This window comes from Azoarcus sp. KH32C, assembly GCF_000349945.1.
Classification (GTDB): domain Bacteria; phylum Pseudomonadota; class Gammaproteobacteria; order Burkholderiales; family Rhodocyclaceae; genus Aromatoleum.
The window spans coordinates 1-19424 of the sequence record NC_020516.1; the positions used below are offsets into that span (position 1 = coordinate 1).

Here is a 19424-nt window from a genome sequence, read left to right on the forward strand (position 1 = left end):
TAGGTGCGTTTCATTTCGGTCTGCCAGAGTTTGGGTCAAACCGGAGATTTAATTGGATAATATCCTGTTTGTCAAGCACAATTTTTGAATGAACCTGTGGATAACTTCGCCCCCTGCGAGTAGAATCCACAGGTTCCGCTTTCTGCCGCACCCCAGCCGCAAATCCGCCATGTGCCGCCGTGCACCGGCGTTTGCGCTGTGCGACCGGCCGAAGCATTCCGAACCTTATACCAAGCTGCCGTATCCAGCCCGCCGCCATGGTGTTGCATGGAGCCGGGCGCGTATCGACAAACCGTGCCACAAGCAACGTCCCCTCAGTCCGTGAGCCAAGACTTCTGGTCCTTCTGCCTGTCGCGTCTTGAAACCGAGCTGCCCCAGCAGCAGTTCAATACCTGGATCAAGACCCTGCAGGCAGCAGAGGACACGCCCGCGCCCGAACCGGCGCTGCGCCTGCTCGCGCCCAATCGTTTCGTCATGCAATGGGTGCGCGAGCGTTACATTCGCCGCATCGAGGAACTGGGCGAGGAGTTTCACGGCGAACCGCTGAAGCTCGAACTCACGCTGCCCGCCGGCGGAGCCACGCGCGCCGCGGCGCCCAAGCCCGCGACCGCTGCGACCCCGGCCGCGAATGGCGACGCAGCGCCCGCGAGCGCCGCCCGCCCGGTCGCCGCGCCGGCGATCATCACGCGCAGCGAGCCGGAACCGGCCAATGGCCCGTCTGAACTCGCCTACGAGAAGACACGCCTCAACCCCGACTTCACCTTCGACACGCTGGTCACCGGCCGCGCGAACGACCTCGCCCGCGCCGCCGCGATGCAGGTCGCGCAGAACCCGGGTACGTCCTACAACCCGCTGTTCGTCTACGGCGGCGTCGGCCTCGGCAAGACCCACTTGGTGCACGCGATCGGCAACGCCGTCTACCGCCACAACCCGCGCGCGGTGATCCGCTACGTACACGTCGAGGACTACTACGCCGACGTCGTGCGCGCCTACCAGCAGAAGAGCTTCGACGCCTTCAAGCGCTACTACCGCTCGCTCGACCTCCTGCTGATCGACGACATCCAGTTCTTCAACAACAAGAACCGGACGCAGGAAGAGTTCTTCCACGCCTTCAACGCGCTGACCGAGGCGAGGAAGCAGATCGTCATCACCTGCGACACCTACCCGAAGGACATCCAGGGCCTCGAAGACCGCCTGATCTCGCGCTTCGACTGGGGCCTGACGGTGCAGATCGAACCGCCCGAGCTCGAGATGCGCGTCGCGATCCTGCAGAAGAAGGCCGAGGCGCTGCGCGTCGACCTGCACGACGATGTCGCCTTCCTGATCGCGAAGAACCTGCGCTCGAACGTGCGCGAGCTCGAAGGCGCGCTCAACAAGGTCGTCGCCTTCGCGCGCTTCCACGGCCGCGGCATCTCGCTCGAAGTCGCGAAGGAGGCGCTGAAGGACCTCCTCAACGCGCACAACCGCCAGCTCACGATCGAACACATCCAGAAGACGGTCGCCGACTACTACAAGATCAAGATCGCCGACATGCACTCGAAGAAGCGCACGCGCGTGATCGCCCGTCCGCGCCAGGTCGCGATGTGGCTCGCGAAGGAACTCACGCCGATGTCGCTGCCGGCGATCGGCGAAGCCTTCGGCGGACGCGATCACACGACGGTGCTGCACGCCTGCCGCACGATCACCGAGCTGCGCCTCGGCGATCACCAGCTCAACCACGACGTGCACGTCCTCACGCAGGTCCTGCGCGGATGAGCCTGCGAGCTGCGATGCGCCCTGCCTCTGCCTATCTCTCCCCTATTTGTAGACAGCACCTCCTGCACGCGCCGTCCGCGCAACCCGTATAACCCACTCGGAAGACTCTGACGCCATGCTTCTGCTCAACACCAACCGCGACGCGATCCTTGCACCGCTGCAGTCGGTCGCCGGCATTGTCGAAAAGCGCCACACCCTGCCGATCCTGTCGAACGTGCTGATCGAGAAGCGGGGCGACCAGCTCACGATGCTTGCGACGGATATCGAGATCCAGATCCGCACGACGACGGGCGGGCACATCGGTGGCGAGGATGCTTCGATCACGGTTGCGGCGAAGAAGCTGCAGGACATCCTGCGCGCGCTGCCCGCCGGCGAAGTGACGCTGACGCTCGACGACAAGCGCCTGACGGTCAAGGCCGGCCGCAGCCGCTTCGCGCTGCAGACCCTGCCCGCCGCGGACTACCCGCGCATGAACCTGCCCGAAGCCGAGGCGACGCGCTTCACGGTGAGCCAGAAGCAGTTCAAGCGCCAGCTCGCGCAGGTCGCCTACGCGATGGCCCAGCAGGACATCCGCTACTACCTCAACGGCCTGCTGCTGATCGTCGCCGGCACGGAACTCCGGATGGTCGCGACCGACGGCCACCGCCTCGCCTTCGCTGCGAGCGCCCTGCCCGTCGAACTGGCACGCGCCGAAGCGATCCTGCCGCGCAAGACCGTGATGGAACTCGCGCGCCAGCTCGCCGACACCGAAGACCCGGTCGAAGTGATCCTCGCCGGCAACCAGGTCGTGTTCCGCTTCGGCCCGATCGAGCTGGTGTCGAAACTCATCGACGGCAAGTTCCCCGACTACGAGCGCGTGATCCCGCAGAACCATCCGAAGATGATCACCTTCGAACGCGCGCCGCTCCTCGCGACGCTGTCGCGCGTCGCGATCCTGACCAACGACAAGTTCCGCGGCGTGCGCCTCGTGCTCGGCGACGGCAGCCTGAAGATCGCCAGCACCAACGCCGAACAGGAAGAAGCCCAGGAAGAGCTCGAAGTCGATTACCACGGCGATCCGCTCGACATCGGCTTCAACGTCACCTACCTGCTCGACGTGCTCAACAACACCCATGAAGACCATATCGAATGGCGCTTCAACGACGGCAATTCGAGCGCGCTGGTGACGCTCCCGGGCAACGACCAATTCAAGTACGTGGTCATGCCGATGCGAATCTGACGCCGGCCGGCGCACCGCCGGCTGTGTGCCCTCCGCCCCGGGCCCTCCCGGGGCGTGTTCTTTGATGAATCACCCGAGATAGACGATGTCCGAACCGCAAAACCTGCCTCAGTCCGCCCCTGTCCCCGCCGCCGGCTCCGGCGCCTACGACGAATCGAGCATCCAGCAGCTCGAAGGTCTGGAAGCCGTGCGCAAGCGTCCCGGCATGTACATCGGCGACACCTCCGACGGCACCGGCCTGCACCACATGGTGTTCGAGGTCGTCGACAACTCGATCGACGAGGCGCTGGCCGGCCACTGCGACGACATCGTCATCACCATCCACCCCGACAACTCGATCTCCGTGTCCGACAACGGCCGCGGCATCCCGGTCGGCGTGAAGATGGACGACAAGCACGAGCCCAAGCGCTCGGCCGCTGAAATCGTGATGTGCGTGCTGCACGCCGGCGGCAAGTTCAACCAGAACAGCTACAAGGTGTCCGGCGGCCTGCACGGCGTCGGCGTCTCGTGCGTGAACGCGCTATCGAAGTGGCTGCGCCTGACGGTGCGCCGCGACGGCAAGAAGCACTTCATGGAGTTCCACCGCGGCGTGCCGCAGGATCGCGTGATCGACGTCGTCGACGGCATCGAGGTGAGCCCGCTGAAGGTCCTCGGCGAGACGAGCAAGCGCGGCACCGAGGTGCATTACCTCGCCGACGAGGAAATCTTCGGCACCATCGAATACCACTACGACATCCTCGCAAAGCGCCTGCGCGAGCTTTCGTTCCTCAACAACGGCGTCAAGATCCGCCTCATCGACCAGCGCTTCGGCAAGGAGGAGGACTTCGCCTTCGCCGGCGGCGTGAAGGGCTTCGTCGAATACATCAACCGCACCAAGAGCGTGCTGCATCCGACCGTGTTCTACGCCGAAGGCACCACGCGCATCCCGACCGGCCACGGCCACGACGCCGAGCTGGGCGTCGAGGTCGCGATGCAGTGGAACGACAGCTACGCCGAACAGGTGCTGTGCTACACCAACAACATCCCGCAGGCCGACGGCGGCACCCACCTCACGGGGCTGCGCGCTGCGATGACGCGGGTCATCAACAAGTACATCGAAGAACACGAGATCGCCAAGAAGGCTAAGGTCGACATCACCGGCGACGACATGCGCGAAGGCCTCGCCTGCGTGTTGTCGGTGAAGATGCCTGACCCGAAGTTCGCGAGCCAGACCAAGATGAAGCTGGTCTCCAGCGAAGCGCGCCCCGCCGTCGAGGAAGTCGTCGCCAACAAGCTCACCGACTTCCTGCAGGAAAACCCGATCGACGCGAAGACCATCTGCGCGAAGATCGTCGAAGCCGCCCGCGCCCGCGACGCCGCCCGCAAGGCGCGCGAGATGACGCGCCGCAAGGGCCTGCTCGACGGCGTTGGCCTGCCCGGCAAGCTCGCCGACTGCCAGGAGAAGGATCCCGCGCTGTGCGAAATCTACCTCGTCGAGGGTGACTCCGCAGGCGGCTCCGCCAAGCAGGGCCGCGACCGCAAGTTCCAGGCGATCCTGCCGCTGAAGGGCAAGATCCTCAACGTCGAGAAGGCGCGCTTCGACAAGCTGCTGCAGAGCCAGGAAATCGCGACGATGATCACCGCGCTCGGCACCGGCATCGGCAAGGAAGACTACAAGCCGGAAAAACTGCGCTACCACCGCATCATCATCATGACCGACGCGGACGTCGACGGCGCCCACATCCGCACGCTGCTGCTGACCTTCTTCTACCGTCAGATGCCCGAGCTCGTCGAGCGCGGCCACATCTACATCGCCCAGCCGCCGCTCTACAAGATCAAGCACGGCAAGACCGAGCTCTACATCAAGGACGACAACGAGCTCAACCAGCACATGCTGAAGCTCGCCCTCGACGGCGCGACGCTGATCCCGCGCGAAGGCGCCGCCCCGATCGGCGACGAAACCCTCGGCGGCCTCGCGCGCAGCTACCTGCTCGCCGAAGCCGTCATCAACCGCCTCGCCGGCTACATCGATCCCGCCGTGTTGCACGCAATGCTCGCCCACGACATCGAGGTCAGCCTCGACGACGAAGCCGCCGCCAACGCGAGCATCGAACGCATCCAGCCGCATCTCCCCGACGACGTGCGCCTGCGCGCCGAATACCACGACGAAACGGAAACCTGGCAGCTCGCGATCGAGCGCATGCACCACGGCAACCGCAAGCTCGGCTGGCTCGACGACCCCTTCGTCCGCTCCGGCGATTACCGCAGCATCCGCACCGCGAGTGCCGCCATCGCCGACCTGATGGGCCCCGGCGCCACCATCCGCCGCGGCGAAAAGAGCCAGGCCGTCACCCGCTTCGCCGAAGCCATCCGCTGGCTACTCAACGAAGTCGAACGCGGCCTGACCAAGCAGCGCTATAAGGGTCTCGGCGAGATGAACCCCGAGCAGCTGTGGGAAACCACGATGGACCCCGTTGTGCGTCGGCTACTGAGGGTGCAGATCGATGACGCGATTGCTGCGGATGAGATCTTTACGACGTTGATGGGGGATGACGTCGAGCCACGGCGGGCGTTTATTGAGGGGAATGCGTTGTATGCGAGGAATATTGACGTTTGATTTTTCTTGCATAGGACACGAGACAGGATTCGTGTCGCATTAGGAAAAAGGGCTCCGTTTGGAGCCCTTTTGCATTTCGCGGCTACTCACTGTCTGAAGTTCTTTCTCTACTGCCGACGACTGCCCATAGGGAACGCGAAAACATGCTCAAGTAGTTCGACATCCCCAAAGACGCGTTTTGTCGTTTACCATGCAACTCCAATGCAATGTAATTTCCGCTCGGGGGAAGCTTATGACAAAAGACAAGCATGACGACTTCTCGCAGGAGATCCTGTTCGCTGATGAAGAGGGTAAGTCTGCCGCAGAATGGACTCATCTACCACCAGAGCGAGAGTTCTTCGCAAGTCCATATGATCCTCCTGTCAAGACGCTCGTTGCCGAGATCCGCGAGAAGGAGCTTATGGCGCGCCCCACCTTCCAGCGAAATGCTGTTTGGGATAGACGGCGGAAGAGCAAATTTGTCGAATCAATACTGTTGAACATTCCAATTCCCAATCTCTTCTTTGCCGAAGATGATGATGGGACGAAGGTCGTCGTCGATGGTCAGCAGAGACTTCTAGCCTTGAAGGATTACGTTGAGAATTCCTTTCCGTTGAATGGCTTGGACGTTTTGCATGAGCTTAACGGCAGACGATTCGCCGACCTGACAGAGCGCCAACAGCGAATTATCAACAACCGAACCCTTCGTTGTTTAGTGATATCGGCAAAGAGCGACTCAGAAATCCGATTCGAGGTCTTTGAGCGACTAAATACCGGAGGACTACCTCTCAACGCACAAGAAGTTAGACACTGCGTATTCCGTGGAGCTCTAAATGATTTGCTCCATGAGCTTGCCAAACATCCCTCATGGCTTGCCTTGCTTGGGAAGGAAGAACCTGATAATCGAATGAACGACTGCGAACTGATACTTCGCTTCTTTGCCATCCGGGATGCACTTCCAAATTATTCCCCGCCACTGAAAACACTGCTCAATTCCTATATGAAAGCTCACCGGAACCCGAGCCAACAGGAATTGACCGAGATGTGTAACTCTTTTTTGGCAGCCGTCGATGCGGTATCGCGTGCTTTTCCGGGCCATCCATTCAGGCGCGCGCAACACAACGACAAGGGCGGAACTGAATGGGATAATTCACTAAATCGCGCTGTTTTCGACGTCCAGATGATCGTAATGGAAGGCGCTAATCCGAATTGGATCGAGACTCATTCCACCGAAATTGAGGCTCAGTTCATCGAACTCTGTGTGAACGATCAACGATTTAGTGATTGTGTTAGCAGAGCTACTGCCGACAAGACTCGAATGGAGTACAGGCTTTTTAAGTGGAACGAATCACTTAAGAATCTTGGAGCCCAATTGCCATATTCAGCAAGAATTCCTTTGGCTCCGACAATGGAAATTGGCGATGCCGAGTAATTCCTTGGAGGATTTCCGCTTCCGAATGGAAGAGGTGTCCTCCCTCTTGAATTCCGCCCAAGGATCGCAGGATCCTCGAAATGCCTCAATGTACGCCAAATGCGCGATAGTGCTAGCCTGTGCTGCACTCGAGCGGTATATGAATGATGTTCTTGAGGAATTCTGCAGCAGTTTTAATGAACAATCATGGCAAGAACTTAGCCAAGGGCGGCAGCGTTACCTGCTGCGGCACATCGCACTCAAGATGGAGGAACGGGCAACGGCGTTTACCCGCCGGAACCAAGTTGAGGCGTCCGACTGTGACGCGCTAATCCGATTCGTTCGTTGCTGTGGAAGCGCCGTCGAGAATCCATCAAATTGGTCCTACTTCTCTGATTTTGGGATATTCGGGGAAGGAACGAGCGCACCAGACAGAATCGATGCTGTTGTGCGCGCTTTTGATTCAAACGGGCGCAGCTTGTACGGATTTATGGAAGCGTGTGGGGAGGACCGCCGCCGCGTACTTTCAGGACTGCAACAATTGGTGGAGGCTAGGCACGCAGCCGCCCATGCACTTAAGGGGACGACGCCGCCGGGCCCCGAAGACGGCATTGAGTGGGTTCGATCTGCCGTCGTCGTCGCGGAGTGTGTGGATAGATTCCTCGACCTCTAGGATCTATGAGGAAAAAAAGGGCATCGTCGTCACGTCAGCGAGCACTGTCAGCATCGCCATGCAAATACCCGAAGCCGCTCGTTGCGGCAAGTCGCCCGCGGTTTTGTTGATGCATCAACGTCCACCTCGAAATACCCGACCAAGCGCACTCATTTGGCGCTCAATGCGTCCCGTTATCCCAACGCTGGTGCAAGTAACAGTTCCACGAAAATGCCGAGACAGCACATAGCATTGTTTTAATTTCCTTTTTCGCCCCAGGTAACAAAGGCCCGTAACTTGCGTGACTTCCCCCGAGCGTCGATTGCCGCAATCGTGTAATCCCCAGATGCTCCCGAACCAACACCTTGCGGTCATCGCTCGTTCAGGACGTCTTTCCGCCTGAGCCGACGCCGTGTCTGCTTGGTGTTCGCATTCCAGAACGGCTGGCAGAAAGACTGTCGTCTTCATCCTTCGATAGCGAGGAGACATGCCATGCCATACCGCCCCATTCGCGAAGTCATCGGTCAACGCCCATTCCCTACGGTCTCGCCCGGCAGCACGATCCGGAATTCGTCGATCATCATGCGGGAGATGAGATCCTCGGCCGTGCTGGTCGTGGAGAAGGGAATGTTGCTCGGCATCGTGACGGAACGGGATATTGTGTTCCGGGTCGTTTCTCTGGGTCTCGATCCAGCGGCGACGTCGGTCGAGAGCGTCATGACGACGAGCGTGCAGACGATCCATGAGGACAAGCCTTTCGGTCACGCCTTGCATCTGATGTATGAAGGCGGGTTCCGTCACATGCCGGTGGTGGACGACAACGGGATCCCGGTCGGGTTGCTTGCCGCGCATGATGCGCTCGACATCGATGGTCTGCAGTTGGGGCACGATCTGGTGCGTCGCGAGGAACTCACAGTCATCCTCTGACGCGGGTCGCAGCGCCGCATGAAACACGAGTGGTTTCTTCATGGACAGCAACGGACCAGTTATTCGTTTGATGCAGTCGCCGGGCGAGGATTCGCCGCCGGAGGGTACGCGGCGGATCATCGACCGGCAGGAGCGGGTCTTCTACTGCGGCTACTGGGTCAAGACCTATCCGCTGCCCGCGGACTCCTTGCACGCCAAGAAGAACCTGATCGAGGCGCTGACCCGGCGCCTCTTCAATCACACGGAACACGGCCTGAACGTCCCCGGTGCGCGTCTCGCCGACGCGCGCGCGGCCTACGAGGCCGAGACGGACCCCGCCGCTCGCCGCATCAAGGGCGGCATGTTGGCGGGGGCGCTGTTCAATCGGGCGACGGACATCTTCCGCCACCTGGTGGAACTGCAGGCGGACGGCGTGGAAATCCTGACCGACTACCCGCTGGTGCAGGAATGCGGCAACTGTCTGATGGAGGCGCTGGAACTCGGGCGCCTGGTCCTGCATCGCAGCGGCGAGGAAGGGATCGACGAGCTGTGGGGCGAGCCTTTCCGGGCCTACTCGCTGCCAGTGGAAGAGTTTTACGAGGGCCGCTACATCAAGATCGGCCAATGCATGCGCGACATCGACCGGATCGCGGACAGCATGATCGAGAATTTCGGCTGCATTCCCGTCTTCGAAGGGATTGGGCCGGCAGTGAGGGAATTTGCGGCGGCGGCGCGCCTGAAGTGCGAGACGCTGCGGACCGATCGGGACATTTTCGATGTGTGGACGAAGTTCGTCACCGCGGGCGAGCGGCTCACCGGCTTCGCGCACGGCCACGGAACGGACGGCCGGGGGCGCCCTACCGGACGGCGCCTGCACAGCCACGCCGACGGCCTCCAACTGATCGAGGCCGGACGCTTGCTGATCTTCTATCTCGTGCGCGCCCGCACGCCGATGCCGAAGAGCACGCGGGAGTATATCGAGCGGATCACGTTCTATCGGGAACGGGGGCGGATTCCGCGGTGACTGCCGCGACGATTCGGACTTTGCTCGTTATTTGAGCTTCGTCCTTGGCGCCGGGGGCTTTCTCGCGGCTGTCCTGGCTTTGACGAGTTGTCTCAGCGCCTCGGGATCTACGTCCAGATCGCCTGCCGGATAGAGGTTGGGCAAGAGGGAGCCGAGGGCATGCATGGGGAAGCCGACTCGAACCTTGCCGCGTGGGGTGTCCGAGACGAGAAATCCTTCGAGGACGAGCGCATTGAGCACATCCCTGGCTGTCCTCTCCGGGAGGCCGGTGATGCGGCTTGCCTCCATGCGCTCGAACTCGCCGGTACTGAACGCATGGATGAAGAGGTAGGCAGACTCGGGCTTGAGATCGAAGCGCACCCTCCGGAAAAAATGCTCGGCTCGAAACCTGAAGTTGTCGAGTGCAAACATCCGGGCCATGAACCTGGCCTGATCGACAGCAGTTTGCATCGCGTACTCGCAAAACTCCGCCAAGCGCTTTTCGGACAGATTCCCGCGCCCGTCGAGATCGCCCATTCGAGGCTCGTCGGCCCCGGCCAGTTTGGCCTTGTACTCGTCGGCGGTCTTCGCGAACCCTCGGGACATTGACCAGAGGGACGCGCCATTGACTCCGCATTCGCGGAGCATCGCGTCGATGGCGATCCGCGCGACACGACCGTTTCCGTCGAGGAAGGGGTGAATCCACACGAGGCGATGATGGGCCGCGAACGCCGCAAGAATGCCGTCCAGCTTGCTGATTCCGCCCTTTTTCGACCATTCAAGGCGCTGGCCGTAGATCCTTGCGAAGCGCTCCAGAAAACGATCGAGCGTGTCCGCTCTGGGTGCGAGGTGTATGCCGACGTGGACGTCCCTCTCGCGGAATCTTCCGGGCTCCATGAAGCTGCCGTCCTTCAGCTTGAGCATTTCCTCCGGCAAGTGCTCGCAGAAACGCCGGTGAACCTCAAGGAGGAAGGGCGGCAAGGAATCCTTATCGAGCGACTGGAACTTGGCCCATCGGTCTGCCTCGATGTGAGCAAATGCGAGACTCTGCAAGTCCTTCTGCTCCATCTCCGCCTTCACCTCGAACAGCGCCTTCTCGATATCGATCGGCAGGGTGTGATGGCCCTCGATCAAGTTCGAGTAGTAACAGTTCATCCCGGAGACAAGCTCGGAGAGACTTCTCGCGGTCGCGGGAACCAGTGCGGCATCGAGGCAAGCTGAGGCTTCCGACAACTCGTGAGCGAACCCGACCAGCGAGTTGTAGACAGGCCGGGAGCTATCGATGACCAGCGGTTCCATCTGCGACGGGTCGTCGTATAGCTCGATCATTTTTTGCCTAGTTTATTGCCGATGTTTCATCCGATTATAAACATCTAGTCATCAAGTAGTTAGATTTATAAGAACGCTATATTTCGCCGATGTTTACGCCGATCTCTCTGCCGAAATTTCGGAACATCCCAACCCGCGGTCTGCGTACACCACCGACCGTTTCGTCCCGCGTCGCCATTGAGGACCGTGCGCGCGCCGCCCATCAGCCGGTGGCGGCGATGGAATCACAATTTCGGCCGAGGCCCCGGCTGCGAAATCAGTTCGCCGGCGAGGTCGGCGGCGATGAAGGCCTGCGGATCGGTGCCGGGATTCCAGCCCTCGCCGGCCGCCCAGCAGGGCGGCGAAGTCAATGCCGGGCCATCGGTAAAATTAGAAGAGCTGCACCAGTTACATTATGGAAATTTCATTTGTCGACATCCAACTATTGATATAGTCCACAGTCAGAATGGCGGCACCGGAGTTCGCGCGCCGTCATCCCTCATCGGTCGAACTTCATATTGCGAAGCGCCATGCTCCCGATCAACATCGACAAGATTCCGCCGATCTCGCCGCTTGTGCACGATCTGCTGTCGATGTCGCTCGACGATGCGGATGCCGAACGGCGGTTGCTGAAGATCAGCGCCAGCGAACCGCAGGTGTCGATCCGTCTGGTCGCGATCGCGAATTCGGTGGCCTACCGGCGGAGCGGACCGGAGCTGACCGACACCATGCAGGCGATTCGCCGCATCGGCCTCGCACGTACGCGGCAGCTGGCGATTGGATTGCTGTTCGGCCATCCGCTGAGCCGGCAACTGCCGCCGGGTCTGGCGGAAGACGTCTGGCTGCACAGCCTCGCCATGGCAGCCGCGGCGCAGGAAATCGCGCACGTGAAACGACATCCCGATCCGGCGACGGCCTATCTGGCCGGCCTCGTCCACGATCTGGGCTACCTCGTCGAAGAGATGGCGGCACCCGGCAGCATCGCGCGCACCGTGGCGAGCGCCCTGAACGACGATCTTGCTCCGGAACAGGCCGAGGAGCGGCTGACCGGGACCACTCACGCGCGCCTCGCGGCCGACCTCCTCACGCACTGGCGCGCACCGGCGGCCATCGTCGAGGCCCTTGCCGATCATCACCGCGACGACATCGATCCGGACTCACTCGCTGCGGTGGTGTTCGGCGCGGAAAAGCTCGCACGCTTTGTCGAAGTCACCGACGTGCTCTATGCCGGGCGCGAGCATCCATTCGCGCCCCTGTCGCTCGACCGGCTGGGGCTCGAATTCCTGTTTGAACAACAACTCGACCTGAGTGGCGACGAGGTATCCGGTCTTGCCGGCCGCATCGTCGCGCAGGTCGGGCATTTCCAGTCCGCCGCCCGCGCAATGGGCGGCGCACATTGACGACGTTTCGCCTTCCCGGCGAACATTTCTGAGCACGGAGGAGTTGCTATGTACGGTTTGGTGAATCAGGCGGTCCGCGAAATGGTGCTAACCCACTACGGCGAGGAAAAGTGGGAAGCGATCCGCGAACATGCGGGGACCGACGATGTGTTCATCGCGATGGACCAGTACCCCGACGACGTGACCGTGGGCCTGGTCGGCGGCGCCTGTGCCGTGCTCGGCGCCCAGCCCGCACAGGTGCTGGAAGCCTTCGGCGAATTCTGGGTCGACTTCACCGTTCGCACCTACGGCGAACTGTTCGAGATGTCGGGCGACTCCTTCGTCGGCTTCGTCAAGAACCTCAACGACCTGCACACCCGAGTCGAGCAGATGATGCCGGACCTCGCGCCGCCGTCGTTCATCGTCACCGACGAAACGCCGGGCGAGTTCAAGCTGCAATACCATTCGAAGCGCGACGGCCTGCACCCGATGATCCTGGGTCTCGTGCGCGGCCTCGGCAAGCACTTCAACACCAAGGTCGACATCACGCGTCTGCGCGGCAAGGAAGATGGCCTTGCGTATGACGAATTCCTGGTCAGGCACCAACCCGCCTGAGCCTGTCCGCCTAGACCGCCGCGATGGATTCGAGGACCCAGCCGCCGACCGGGCACGGCCTGAATGCCGACGCATTGCGCGCGGTCTTTCCCTTCCACTTCTCGTTCGCGCCCGATCTGACGATCCAGCAGATCGGGCCGACGCTACAGAAACTGCTGCCCGACGTCGAGATCGGCCATCCGGTCGCGAGCTATCTGCGAATCGTCACGCCGAACATTCCATTCGAGTACGCGGCGATCGACCAGCAGTCGTTCACGGTGTTCTTTCTCGAAGCGCTCGACAAGCGCTTCAAGCTGAAGGGCCAGATGTTGCGGACGCAGGAGGACGGCATCGAGCGGATGCTGTTCCTCGGCTCGCCGGTCGTGCGCGAGATGAGTTCGGTGTCCGGCATCGGGCTCACGCTGAAGGATTTCGCCATTCACGATTCGGCGGTCGACTTCCTGATCCTGCTGCAAACCAAGACCAACACGATCAACGACGTGAAGGGCATGGCGGACCGCCTGAAGAAGGAGGTCGCCGAGCGGCGCGAGGCGCAGAAGGAGCTGCAACGCGCCAACGAGGAACTCGAAGATCGGGTACGCCAGCGCACGCTTGAGCTGGAAATTGCCAACAGCGACCTGCAGAAGGAAATCGGCGAGCGCCGCAAGGCCGAGGAACAGGTGCGCGACACCAACGGCCAGCTCAAGGCCATGGTCCGCCGGCTCGAAGCGCACAACCGCCAGATGCATCTGCTGAACACGATGGGCGACATGCTTCAGGCATGTCATTCGGTCGATGAGACGCACCACGTGATCGCGGATTCGCTATCCAAGCTCTTCCCGGGCGAAAGCGGCTCGCTCGCGCTGCTCGATGACGATTCGGGCAACTTCCGGGTGGTCGCGGCCTGGGGCGAAAACGCCGACGTGCCGGGCCACGAGTTCACCCGCACGGATTGCTGGGGCCTGCGCCGCGCGCGCGTGCACGAGCATGACTGCACCGCGCTCGACACGGCCTGTGCTCATGTCCGCGACAACCCCCACCCGCCAGGTTGCCAGTACGTCTGCATCCCGCTCGGAACGCAAGGAGAGCTGCACGGCCTGCTGCATCTGCACGGCGTACCGACGGACGACCGCGAGGACCCGGATTTCGCGAACGTGCGGCGCCAGCTGATCCATTCGGCGAGCGAGCCGATCAGCCTGTCGATCGCCAACCTCAAGCTGCAGGAGAACCTGCGCCAGCAGTCGATCCGCGACGCATTGACGGGCCTGTACAACCGGCGCCACATGGAAGAGTCGCTGGCCCGCGAAATCGCGCGCACGAACCGCACCCAGCGCCCATGCAGCGTGATCATGCTCGACGTCGACCACTTCAAGAAATTCAACGACGCGTACGGGCATCAGGCCGGGGACGCCTTGCTCAGGGGGCTCGGCGAATTCCTGCGCACCCACGTGCGCAGCGAGGACATTCCATGCCGTTACGGCGGCGAGGAGTTCATCCTCATCCTCACGGGGGCCAATTTCGACGGTGCAGCCAAGCGTGCCGAGGAAATCCGCCGCGGGGTGGAGCAGGACTTCAAGGTCCCGCACGAAGGCGGCTTCCTGCCGCAAGTGACGATTTCATTGGGGGTCGCGACTTATCCCCTTCATGCGGCCGGCGCGGCCGACACGGTCAAGGCGGCCGATGTGGCGCTCTACCAGTCGAAGCAGGATGGACGCAACCGGGTGACCATCAGCAGCGGCAGCCTCGTGAAGGAGTGAGTCAGGCGGCGGACTTGCCGTCGCCACCCGGCGCGGCTTGCGCCTTCAGCGCCTTGATTGCGGCAATCGTGCTCTCGGACGTGCGCATGAAGGCGCTGTCCGCTGCGAGCAGCCGCCCTGCCTCCTCGAGCGCCCCTTCGGAAGCGAGCCGCGCGATCTCTGCGGCGTGGCGATGGAATTCGGCGTGCTCGCGCACCAGCTCGGCGAATGCCGGATATGCCGCCAGCGCGTCAGCCTCGCTGACCAGCCAGCGCCCCAGTTCGCAAGCACGGTGATCGCCCAGCATCGCCACGTCGAGCCCCTTGCGGCCGTTGACGAGCCAGCGCAACGTGATCTTCCAGAAGGTGTGGGAACGGATCGCCTCATCGAAGTTCATTACGGAGTTCCCGTATGGAATGGCTGCCATGATAAACGAGCGGCATCGGACCGATGCGATCCGAATGCCTAGTCATTCATCAGACTGAACGCCAGCGCCGCCATGACCAGGGCGACAAGCGCATCCAGCACCCGCCACGCCGCCGGCCGGGTGAAGAGCGGGGCGAGCAGCCGCGCACCGTAGGCGAGCCCGACGAACCACAGTAGGCTCGCGGCCGCAGAGCCCACCCCGAAAAGCCACCGCCCACCCTCGCCGTGCTGATTCGCCAACCCGCCGAGCAGGATCACGGTGTCGAGATAAACATGCGGGTTCAGGAAGGTGAAGCCGAGGCAGGTGGCGATGGCGCCGGCGAGCGACATCGGTGCGGCGGTTTCGAGCTGGAGTCGCTCGCCGTGCCAGGCACGGCGGGCGGCGAGACAGGCATAGGCGAGGAGGAAGGCTGCGCCGCCGTAGCGGGCGGCGGTGAGGAGAAGGGGGTTGGACTGGATCAGGGCGCCGAGGCCGGCGATGCCGGCGGCGATCAGCAGGGCGTCGGAGGCGGCGCAGATCAGCGTGACCGGGAGCAGGTGTTCGCGGCGGATGCCTTGCTGCAGTACGAAGGAGTTCTGGGCGCCGATGGCGACGATGAGGGCAAGGCAGGCGAGGAAGCCGGCGAGAAAGGGGGTGTGCATGAAGGCGCCCGGGCAAGGTTGATGACCCGAGCCTAGCGAGCGACAATCGGCAAGGAAAACTAAACGTTTTAACCAACCGTTAATTTCTCTAATCCATGAAGATCGACAACGCGCAGTTGGCCGCTTTCGCGATGGTGATCCGCGAAGGGTCCTTCGAGGCGGCAGCGCGGAAGCTCCATGTGACGCCTTCGGCGATCAGCCAGCGCATCAAGCAGCTCGAGGAGCGGCTCGGCCAGGTGCTGGTCCAGCGCGCGAGCCCTTGTGTGCCGACGGGCGCCGGAAAGCTGCTGCTGCGCTACACGGAAGAACTGGCCATGCTCGAAGCGGAGATGCTGGACGCGCTGGGCAGCGCGGAGGAGGGCGGCGGCGCGGCGCTGCGGATGCCGATCGCGGTGAATGCGGACTCGCTCGACAGCTGGTTCCTGCCGGTGTTCGACGCGATGCCGGACGAGGCGGCGGTCGTGTTCGATGTCCGCGTCGAGGATCAAGATTATTCGGCAACGCTGCTGCGCGAGGGCACGGTGATGGCGGCGGTGAGCGCGAGCGCGACGGCGATCCAGGGATGCAGTGTCGAGCCGCTCGGGACGATGCGCTATCTCGCGGTGAGCTCACCGGCCTATGTGGCGCGCCGCTTTGCCGGCGGCGTCGATGGCGCGAGCCTCGCCCGCGCGCCGATGCTGCGCTTCAACCTGAAGGACGGGCTGCAGGACCAGTTCATCGCGCTGTTCGCCAGCGACGCGCTGCAGCCGCCGACGCATTTCCTGCCCTCCGTCCATGGCTTTGTCGGCGTCGCGAAACAGGGGCTGGGCTGGGGCATGGTGCCCGAGCACTTCGCGCGGCCGGCGATCGCCGCCGGCGAGCTCGTCGAAATCGCGCCCGGCCGGCATCTCGACGTGCCGCTCTATTGGCACCGCTGGCGGCTGGGCTCGCAGGCGTTGAATGCGTTGAGCTCGGCATTGCGCACCGTCGCCCGAGAGGCGCTGCGGCGCTAGCTCTGCGGCTGCTCGTTGGTCGCGAGCCAATAGACGCCCAGCCGCGCGACCTTTTCCGCGAATTCGGTGAAGTCGAGCGGTTTGCGCACGAAGCTATTGCAGCCGACCTCGTAACTCCTGAGCCGGTCTCGTTCCTCGTCGGACGAGGTCAGGATCACCACCGGAAGCAGCTTCGTGCGCGGGTCCGCGCGCAGCCGCGCGAGCACTTCGAGGCCTGACAGGCGCGGCAAGCCGATGTCGAGCAGCACGACGGTGGGCAGTTCGGCGCCGGCGCGGGAGACAAACTCGCCTTCGCCGAACAGATAGTCGACCGCCTGTTGCCCGTCGCGTGCGACGGCGACCTCGTTCGCGAGATTGACCTTCTTCAGCACCCGCAGGATCAGCATTTCGTCCTGCGGGTTGTCTTCGACCAGCAGAATCGTTTTTCTACGCATGTTGAAGCTCCTGGAATGAAGCGGTGGCGGTGGCGCTCATGCGGCCTCGCCCTCGTCGGCGAGCCTGAAGCAGAAGGTTGCCCCTTCGCCCGGCGCCGAGTGCGCGCGGATCGCGCCGCCGTATCGCTGGACGATGCGCTGCACGGTCGCAAGCCCGACGCCGATGCCGGGGAATTCATCGTGGCGATGCAGCCGCCGGAAAGGCTGGAAGAGTTGGTCGGCGTGGGCCATGTCGAAGCCCGCACCGTTGTCACTGATGCAGATGCAGGGCTTGCCGTCGAGCTCACCGCGGTAGACGCGGATCTTCGCTGCCGGCGACTTCGCCGTGTACTTCCACGCGTTGCCGAGCAGGTTGTCGAGCACCGCCTCGGCCATCCGTGCACCGGCGCACAGCGTCAGACCAGGCTCGACCGTCGCCTCGACGGCGCGCTCCGGTTCCGACCGCGCAAGCACCGCCAGCGTCGACTCGGCCATCGCCGTGACGTCGATCCGCTCGCGTTTGAGTTCCCCGCGCGTGCTGCGCGAGAGTGCGAGAATGCCGTCGATCAATTCGGCCATGTTGCGGCTCGCGATGTCGATCTGGTTGAGGTACTTCTTTCCCTCGCCTTCGAGGCGGTCGCCGTAATCCTCCGCGAGCGCATGGGAGAAGCCACTCATCGCACGCAGCGGCGCCCGCAGGTCATGCGACACCGCGTAGGCAAAGCTGTCCAGCTCCCGGTTGGCCGCCGTCAGCTCCGCAGTGCGCAGCGCGACACGCTGTTCGAGGCTCGCATTGAGATCTTGCAGCGCAATCTCGGCCTCCTTGCGGCGCTCGATGTCCTCGACCACGGAGATGAAATAGTCCGGACTGCCGTCCGCCTGCCGCACCAAGGCGGCGGTGAGGTTGATCCAGACGATGGCTCCGCCCTTGCGCAGATAGCGCTTTTCCAGCGAATAGGTTTCGATCTCGCCCGCCAGCATGCGCTGCACCTGATCGAGATCCGCCTCGAGGTCGTCCGGATGCGTGATGTCCTGGAAGGTCAGCGCGGCCAGTTCGTCCTGCGTGTAGCCGACGATGTCGCACAGCTTCTGGTTCGTCCGCAGCCACCGTCCGTCGGGTGTCACCAGCGCGATACCGACCGCGGCCTGTTCGAAGGTCGCCCGGAAGCGCCGTTCGCTGTCGCGCAGGGCCGCTTCGGCCGCCTCGCGTTGGTCGCGGGCCTCGCCAAGCATCGCGCGCACCGCGGTGATCTCGTGGATTTCGGGGACGTCGGGAGCGGCCGCGGAAGGCTCTGCCAGCGTCGCGACGGCCCTGCCCAGCCGGCCTGCAGCCAGCCGGCCGCCTAGCACTCCCACGAGCGTCGCCCCGAGAACCGCCAGCGCGAGCAGTAGGGCAGCCCTGACGACATGTGCATTGCGGACGTCCCGCCGGATCTCCAGCACGATCGACCACGGCGCCACCGTCGAGGACACGACGAAGCGGCCGGCGGGATCGACATCCGCCTCCGGATCGAAGGCCGGCGGTGCGTGCCGCGCGATCGGGATGCTGGCGCCGTCGAGCAGCGTCAACACCCAGCCCTCCGGCAAGGAGACGCGATCGATGCGGTCCTGGAAGAGCCTGGCCTCGAACACCGACAACACCAGCGCGACAGGCTTGCCGTCGCGCATGACGGGGGTCGCCATCGCCACCATCGGCAGGTGCGAGACCGGCCCGATGAAACTGTCGCCCACGGCCGGAGCGCCCGTCTCCAGTGCCGTGCGCGCGGCGCTCCGCCCCTTCGGCGTCGGCAGCGCGGGCAGTTGCGCCCCGAAGGGCATCCGCGTGTTGAACAGCATCCGCAGCTGCGCGTCCGCGAGGATCACGTGACTGCCGAAACTCTGCTGAAAGCCTTGCGCCTCGCGGTACAGATCCTGCCAGCGCGATGGGTCATCGACGAGCGGCGACATGGCGAGCATACGCAGCGCACCGAGCCGCGCACGCAAATACTCGTCGATCGCGACGGCGGCGTTGCGCACCCTGTGGGCGGCCTCGGAATCGCTCTGGGCAAGCGTCGCCTGGATGTTGTAAATCGCCAGGTAAGCGGCGAGCACAACCAGCGGGAGCACGCACAGCCAGATCAGCCGGGCCAGGAAACGATGCAGCGACATACCGGTATCCGAACATATCCCGAAAGCGCACACGCATGAATTATGACCCCTCGATTTGGCCTGCGATACAACTAATATTTCATGTCGCGTCCCGCGAAATGGTTCATCATGTAGCCGCAGCGGCACTGGCGATCCGGCTCCAGGCAATACCTTCGGAATAGATCTCGAATACCCCGATGGCGTTTCATGAAGGGCCGAGCGACAGTCTTTCGGGATTGCAGCGAGCCGGCAAAAAACGCGACCGGTCCCGCGATAGCTGTGGCAC

At 62.9% G+C, this 19424-nt stretch carries 17 protein-coding genes; 11 read left to right on the top strand and 6 right to left on the bottom strand.

Going from position 1 to position 19424, the window contains the following annotated elements; all coding sequences use genetic code 11:
* The first annotated feature begins 321 nt into the window (after positions 1-321).
* The 7 genes from dnaA (at position 322) to AZKH_RS00025 (ending at position 9542) form a co-directional block, all read left to right on the top strand.
* Positions 322-1755: a chromosomal replication initiator protein DnaA gene (dnaA, locus tag AZKH_RS00005; RefSeq protein ID WP_015433661.1), complete on the top strand. Its 1434-nt coding sequence runs from the start codon at positions 322-324 to the stop codon at positions 1753-1755.
* 115 nt (positions 1756-1870) lie between these two features.
* A complete protein-coding gene (gene dnaN / locus AZKH_RS00010) occupies positions 1871-2974 on the top strand; it encodes a DNA polymerase III subunit beta (RefSeq protein ID WP_015433662.1) in 1104 nt (367 codons plus the stop codon).
* Between the two features lie 85 nt (positions 2975-3059).
* Entirely contained in the window at positions 3060-5570 is a 2511-nt protein-coding gene (gyrB, locus tag AZKH_RS00015) for a DNA topoisomerase (ATP-hydrolyzing) subunit B (protein WP_015433663.1), read from the top strand.
* Positions 5571-5802: 232 nt separating this feature from the next.
* Positions 5803-6981 carry a DUF262 domain-containing protein gene (locus tag AZKH_RS26605; RefSeq protein WP_015433664.1) on the top strand — a complete coding sequence of 393 codons (1179 nt, stop codon included), beginning with the start codon at positions 5803-5805 and terminating at the stop codon, positions 6979-6981.
* Positions 6971-7633 (top strand): HEPN domain-containing protein, encoded by a 663-nt coding sequence (locus tag AZKH_RS27140; RefSeq protein WP_015433665.1) that lies wholly within the window; start codon positions 6971-6973, stop codon positions 7631-7633. Before AZKH_RS26605 ends, AZKH_RS27140 begins: the two co-directional genes overlap by 11 nt.
* A 471-nt stretch (positions 7634-8104) precedes the next feature.
* Positions 8105-8539, top strand: coding sequence for a CBS domain-containing protein (locus AZKH_RS00020; RefSeq protein WP_015433666.1), 435 nt, complete (start codon positions 8105-8107; stop codon positions 8537-8539).
* A gap of 70 nt (positions 8540-8609) precedes the next feature.
* A complete protein-coding gene (locus tag AZKH_RS00025) occupies positions 8610-9542 on the top strand; it encodes a hypothetical protein (protein ID WP_015433667.1) in 933 nt (310 codons plus the stop codon).
* Between the two features lie 27 nt (positions 9543-9569).
* Here AZKH_RS00025 and AZKH_RS00030 read toward each other — a convergent pair whose 3' ends face one another.
* Both AZKH_RS00030 and AZKH_RS27830 read right to left on the bottom strand, forming a co-directional pair.
* Positions 9570-10850 carry a Fic family protein gene (locus AZKH_RS00030; RefSeq protein WP_015433668.1) on the bottom strand — a complete coding sequence of 427 codons (1281 nt, stop codon included), beginning with the start codon at positions 10848-10850 and terminating at the stop codon, positions 9570-9572.
* A 224-nt stretch (positions 10851-11074) separates the two neighbouring features.
* Positions 11075-11200, bottom strand: coding sequence for a hypothetical protein (locus AZKH_RS27830; protein ID WP_255345567.1), 126 nt, complete (start codon positions 11198-11200; stop codon positions 11075-11077).
* Positions 11201-11359: 159 nt separating this feature from the next.
* Here AZKH_RS27830 and AZKH_RS00035 point away from each other — a divergent pair, with 159 nt between their 5' ends.
* From AZKH_RS00035 to AZKH_RS00045, 3 genes are read left to right on the top strand one after another with little or no spacing between them, the layout of a single operon-like run.
* A complete protein-coding gene (locus AZKH_RS00035; RefSeq protein WP_015433669.1) occupies positions 11360-12229 on the top strand; it encodes an HDOD domain-containing protein in 870 nt (289 codons plus the stop codon).
* Between the two features lie 48 nt (positions 12230-12277).
* Positions 12278-12823, top strand: a complete 546-nt coding sequence (locus tag AZKH_RS00040) for a heme NO-binding domain-containing protein (RefSeq protein ID WP_015433670.1) — start codon at positions 12278-12280, stop codon at positions 12821-12823.
* A 23-nt stretch (positions 12824-12846) separates the two neighbouring features.
* Positions 12847-14559 carry a diguanylate cyclase gene (locus tag AZKH_RS00045; protein ID WP_015433671.1) on the top strand — a complete coding sequence of 571 codons (1713 nt, stop codon included), beginning with the start codon at positions 12847-12849 and terminating at the stop codon, positions 14557-14559.
* 1 nt (position 14560) lies between these two features.
* Here AZKH_RS00045 and AZKH_RS00050 read toward each other — a convergent pair whose 3' ends face one another.
* Both AZKH_RS00050 and AZKH_RS00055 read right to left on the bottom strand, forming a co-directional pair.
* Entirely contained in the window at positions 14561-14935 is a 375-nt protein-coding gene (locus tag AZKH_RS00050; RefSeq protein WP_015433672.1) for a CZB domain-containing protein, read from the bottom strand.
* Positions 14936-15003: 68 nt separating this feature from the next.
* Entirely contained in the window at positions 15004-15606 is a 603-nt protein-coding gene (locus AZKH_RS00055) for a LysE/ArgO family amino acid transporter (RefSeq protein WP_015433673.1), read from the bottom strand.
* 95 nt (positions 15607-15701) lie between these two features.
* Between AZKH_RS00055 and AZKH_RS00060 the strand changes: the two genes are divergently transcribed.
* Complete coding sequence (locus tag AZKH_RS00060) at positions 15702-16598, top strand: LysR family transcriptional regulator ArgP (protein ID WP_015433674.1); 897 nt, start codon at positions 15702-15704, stop codon at positions 16596-16598.
* Here the strand turns inward: AZKH_RS00060 and AZKH_RS00065 are convergent.
* Together AZKH_RS00065 and AZKH_RS26075 are read right to left on the bottom strand one after the other, a co-directional pair.
* On the bottom strand, positions 16595-17032 hold the full coding sequence (locus AZKH_RS00065) for a response regulator (protein WP_015433675.1): 438 nt from the start codon (positions 17030-17032) through the stop codon (positions 16595-16597). The two genes, AZKH_RS00060 and AZKH_RS00065, sit on opposite strands and share 4 nt — an antisense overlap.
* Positions 17033-17068: 36 nt before the next feature.
* The gene (locus AZKH_RS26075; protein WP_015433676.1) at positions 17069-19159 is read right to left on the bottom strand and encodes a sensor histidine kinase; all 2091 of its coding nucleotides are present in this window, start codon (positions 19157-19159) and stop codon (positions 17069-17071) included.
* Positions 19160-19424 lie beyond the last annotated feature (265 nt).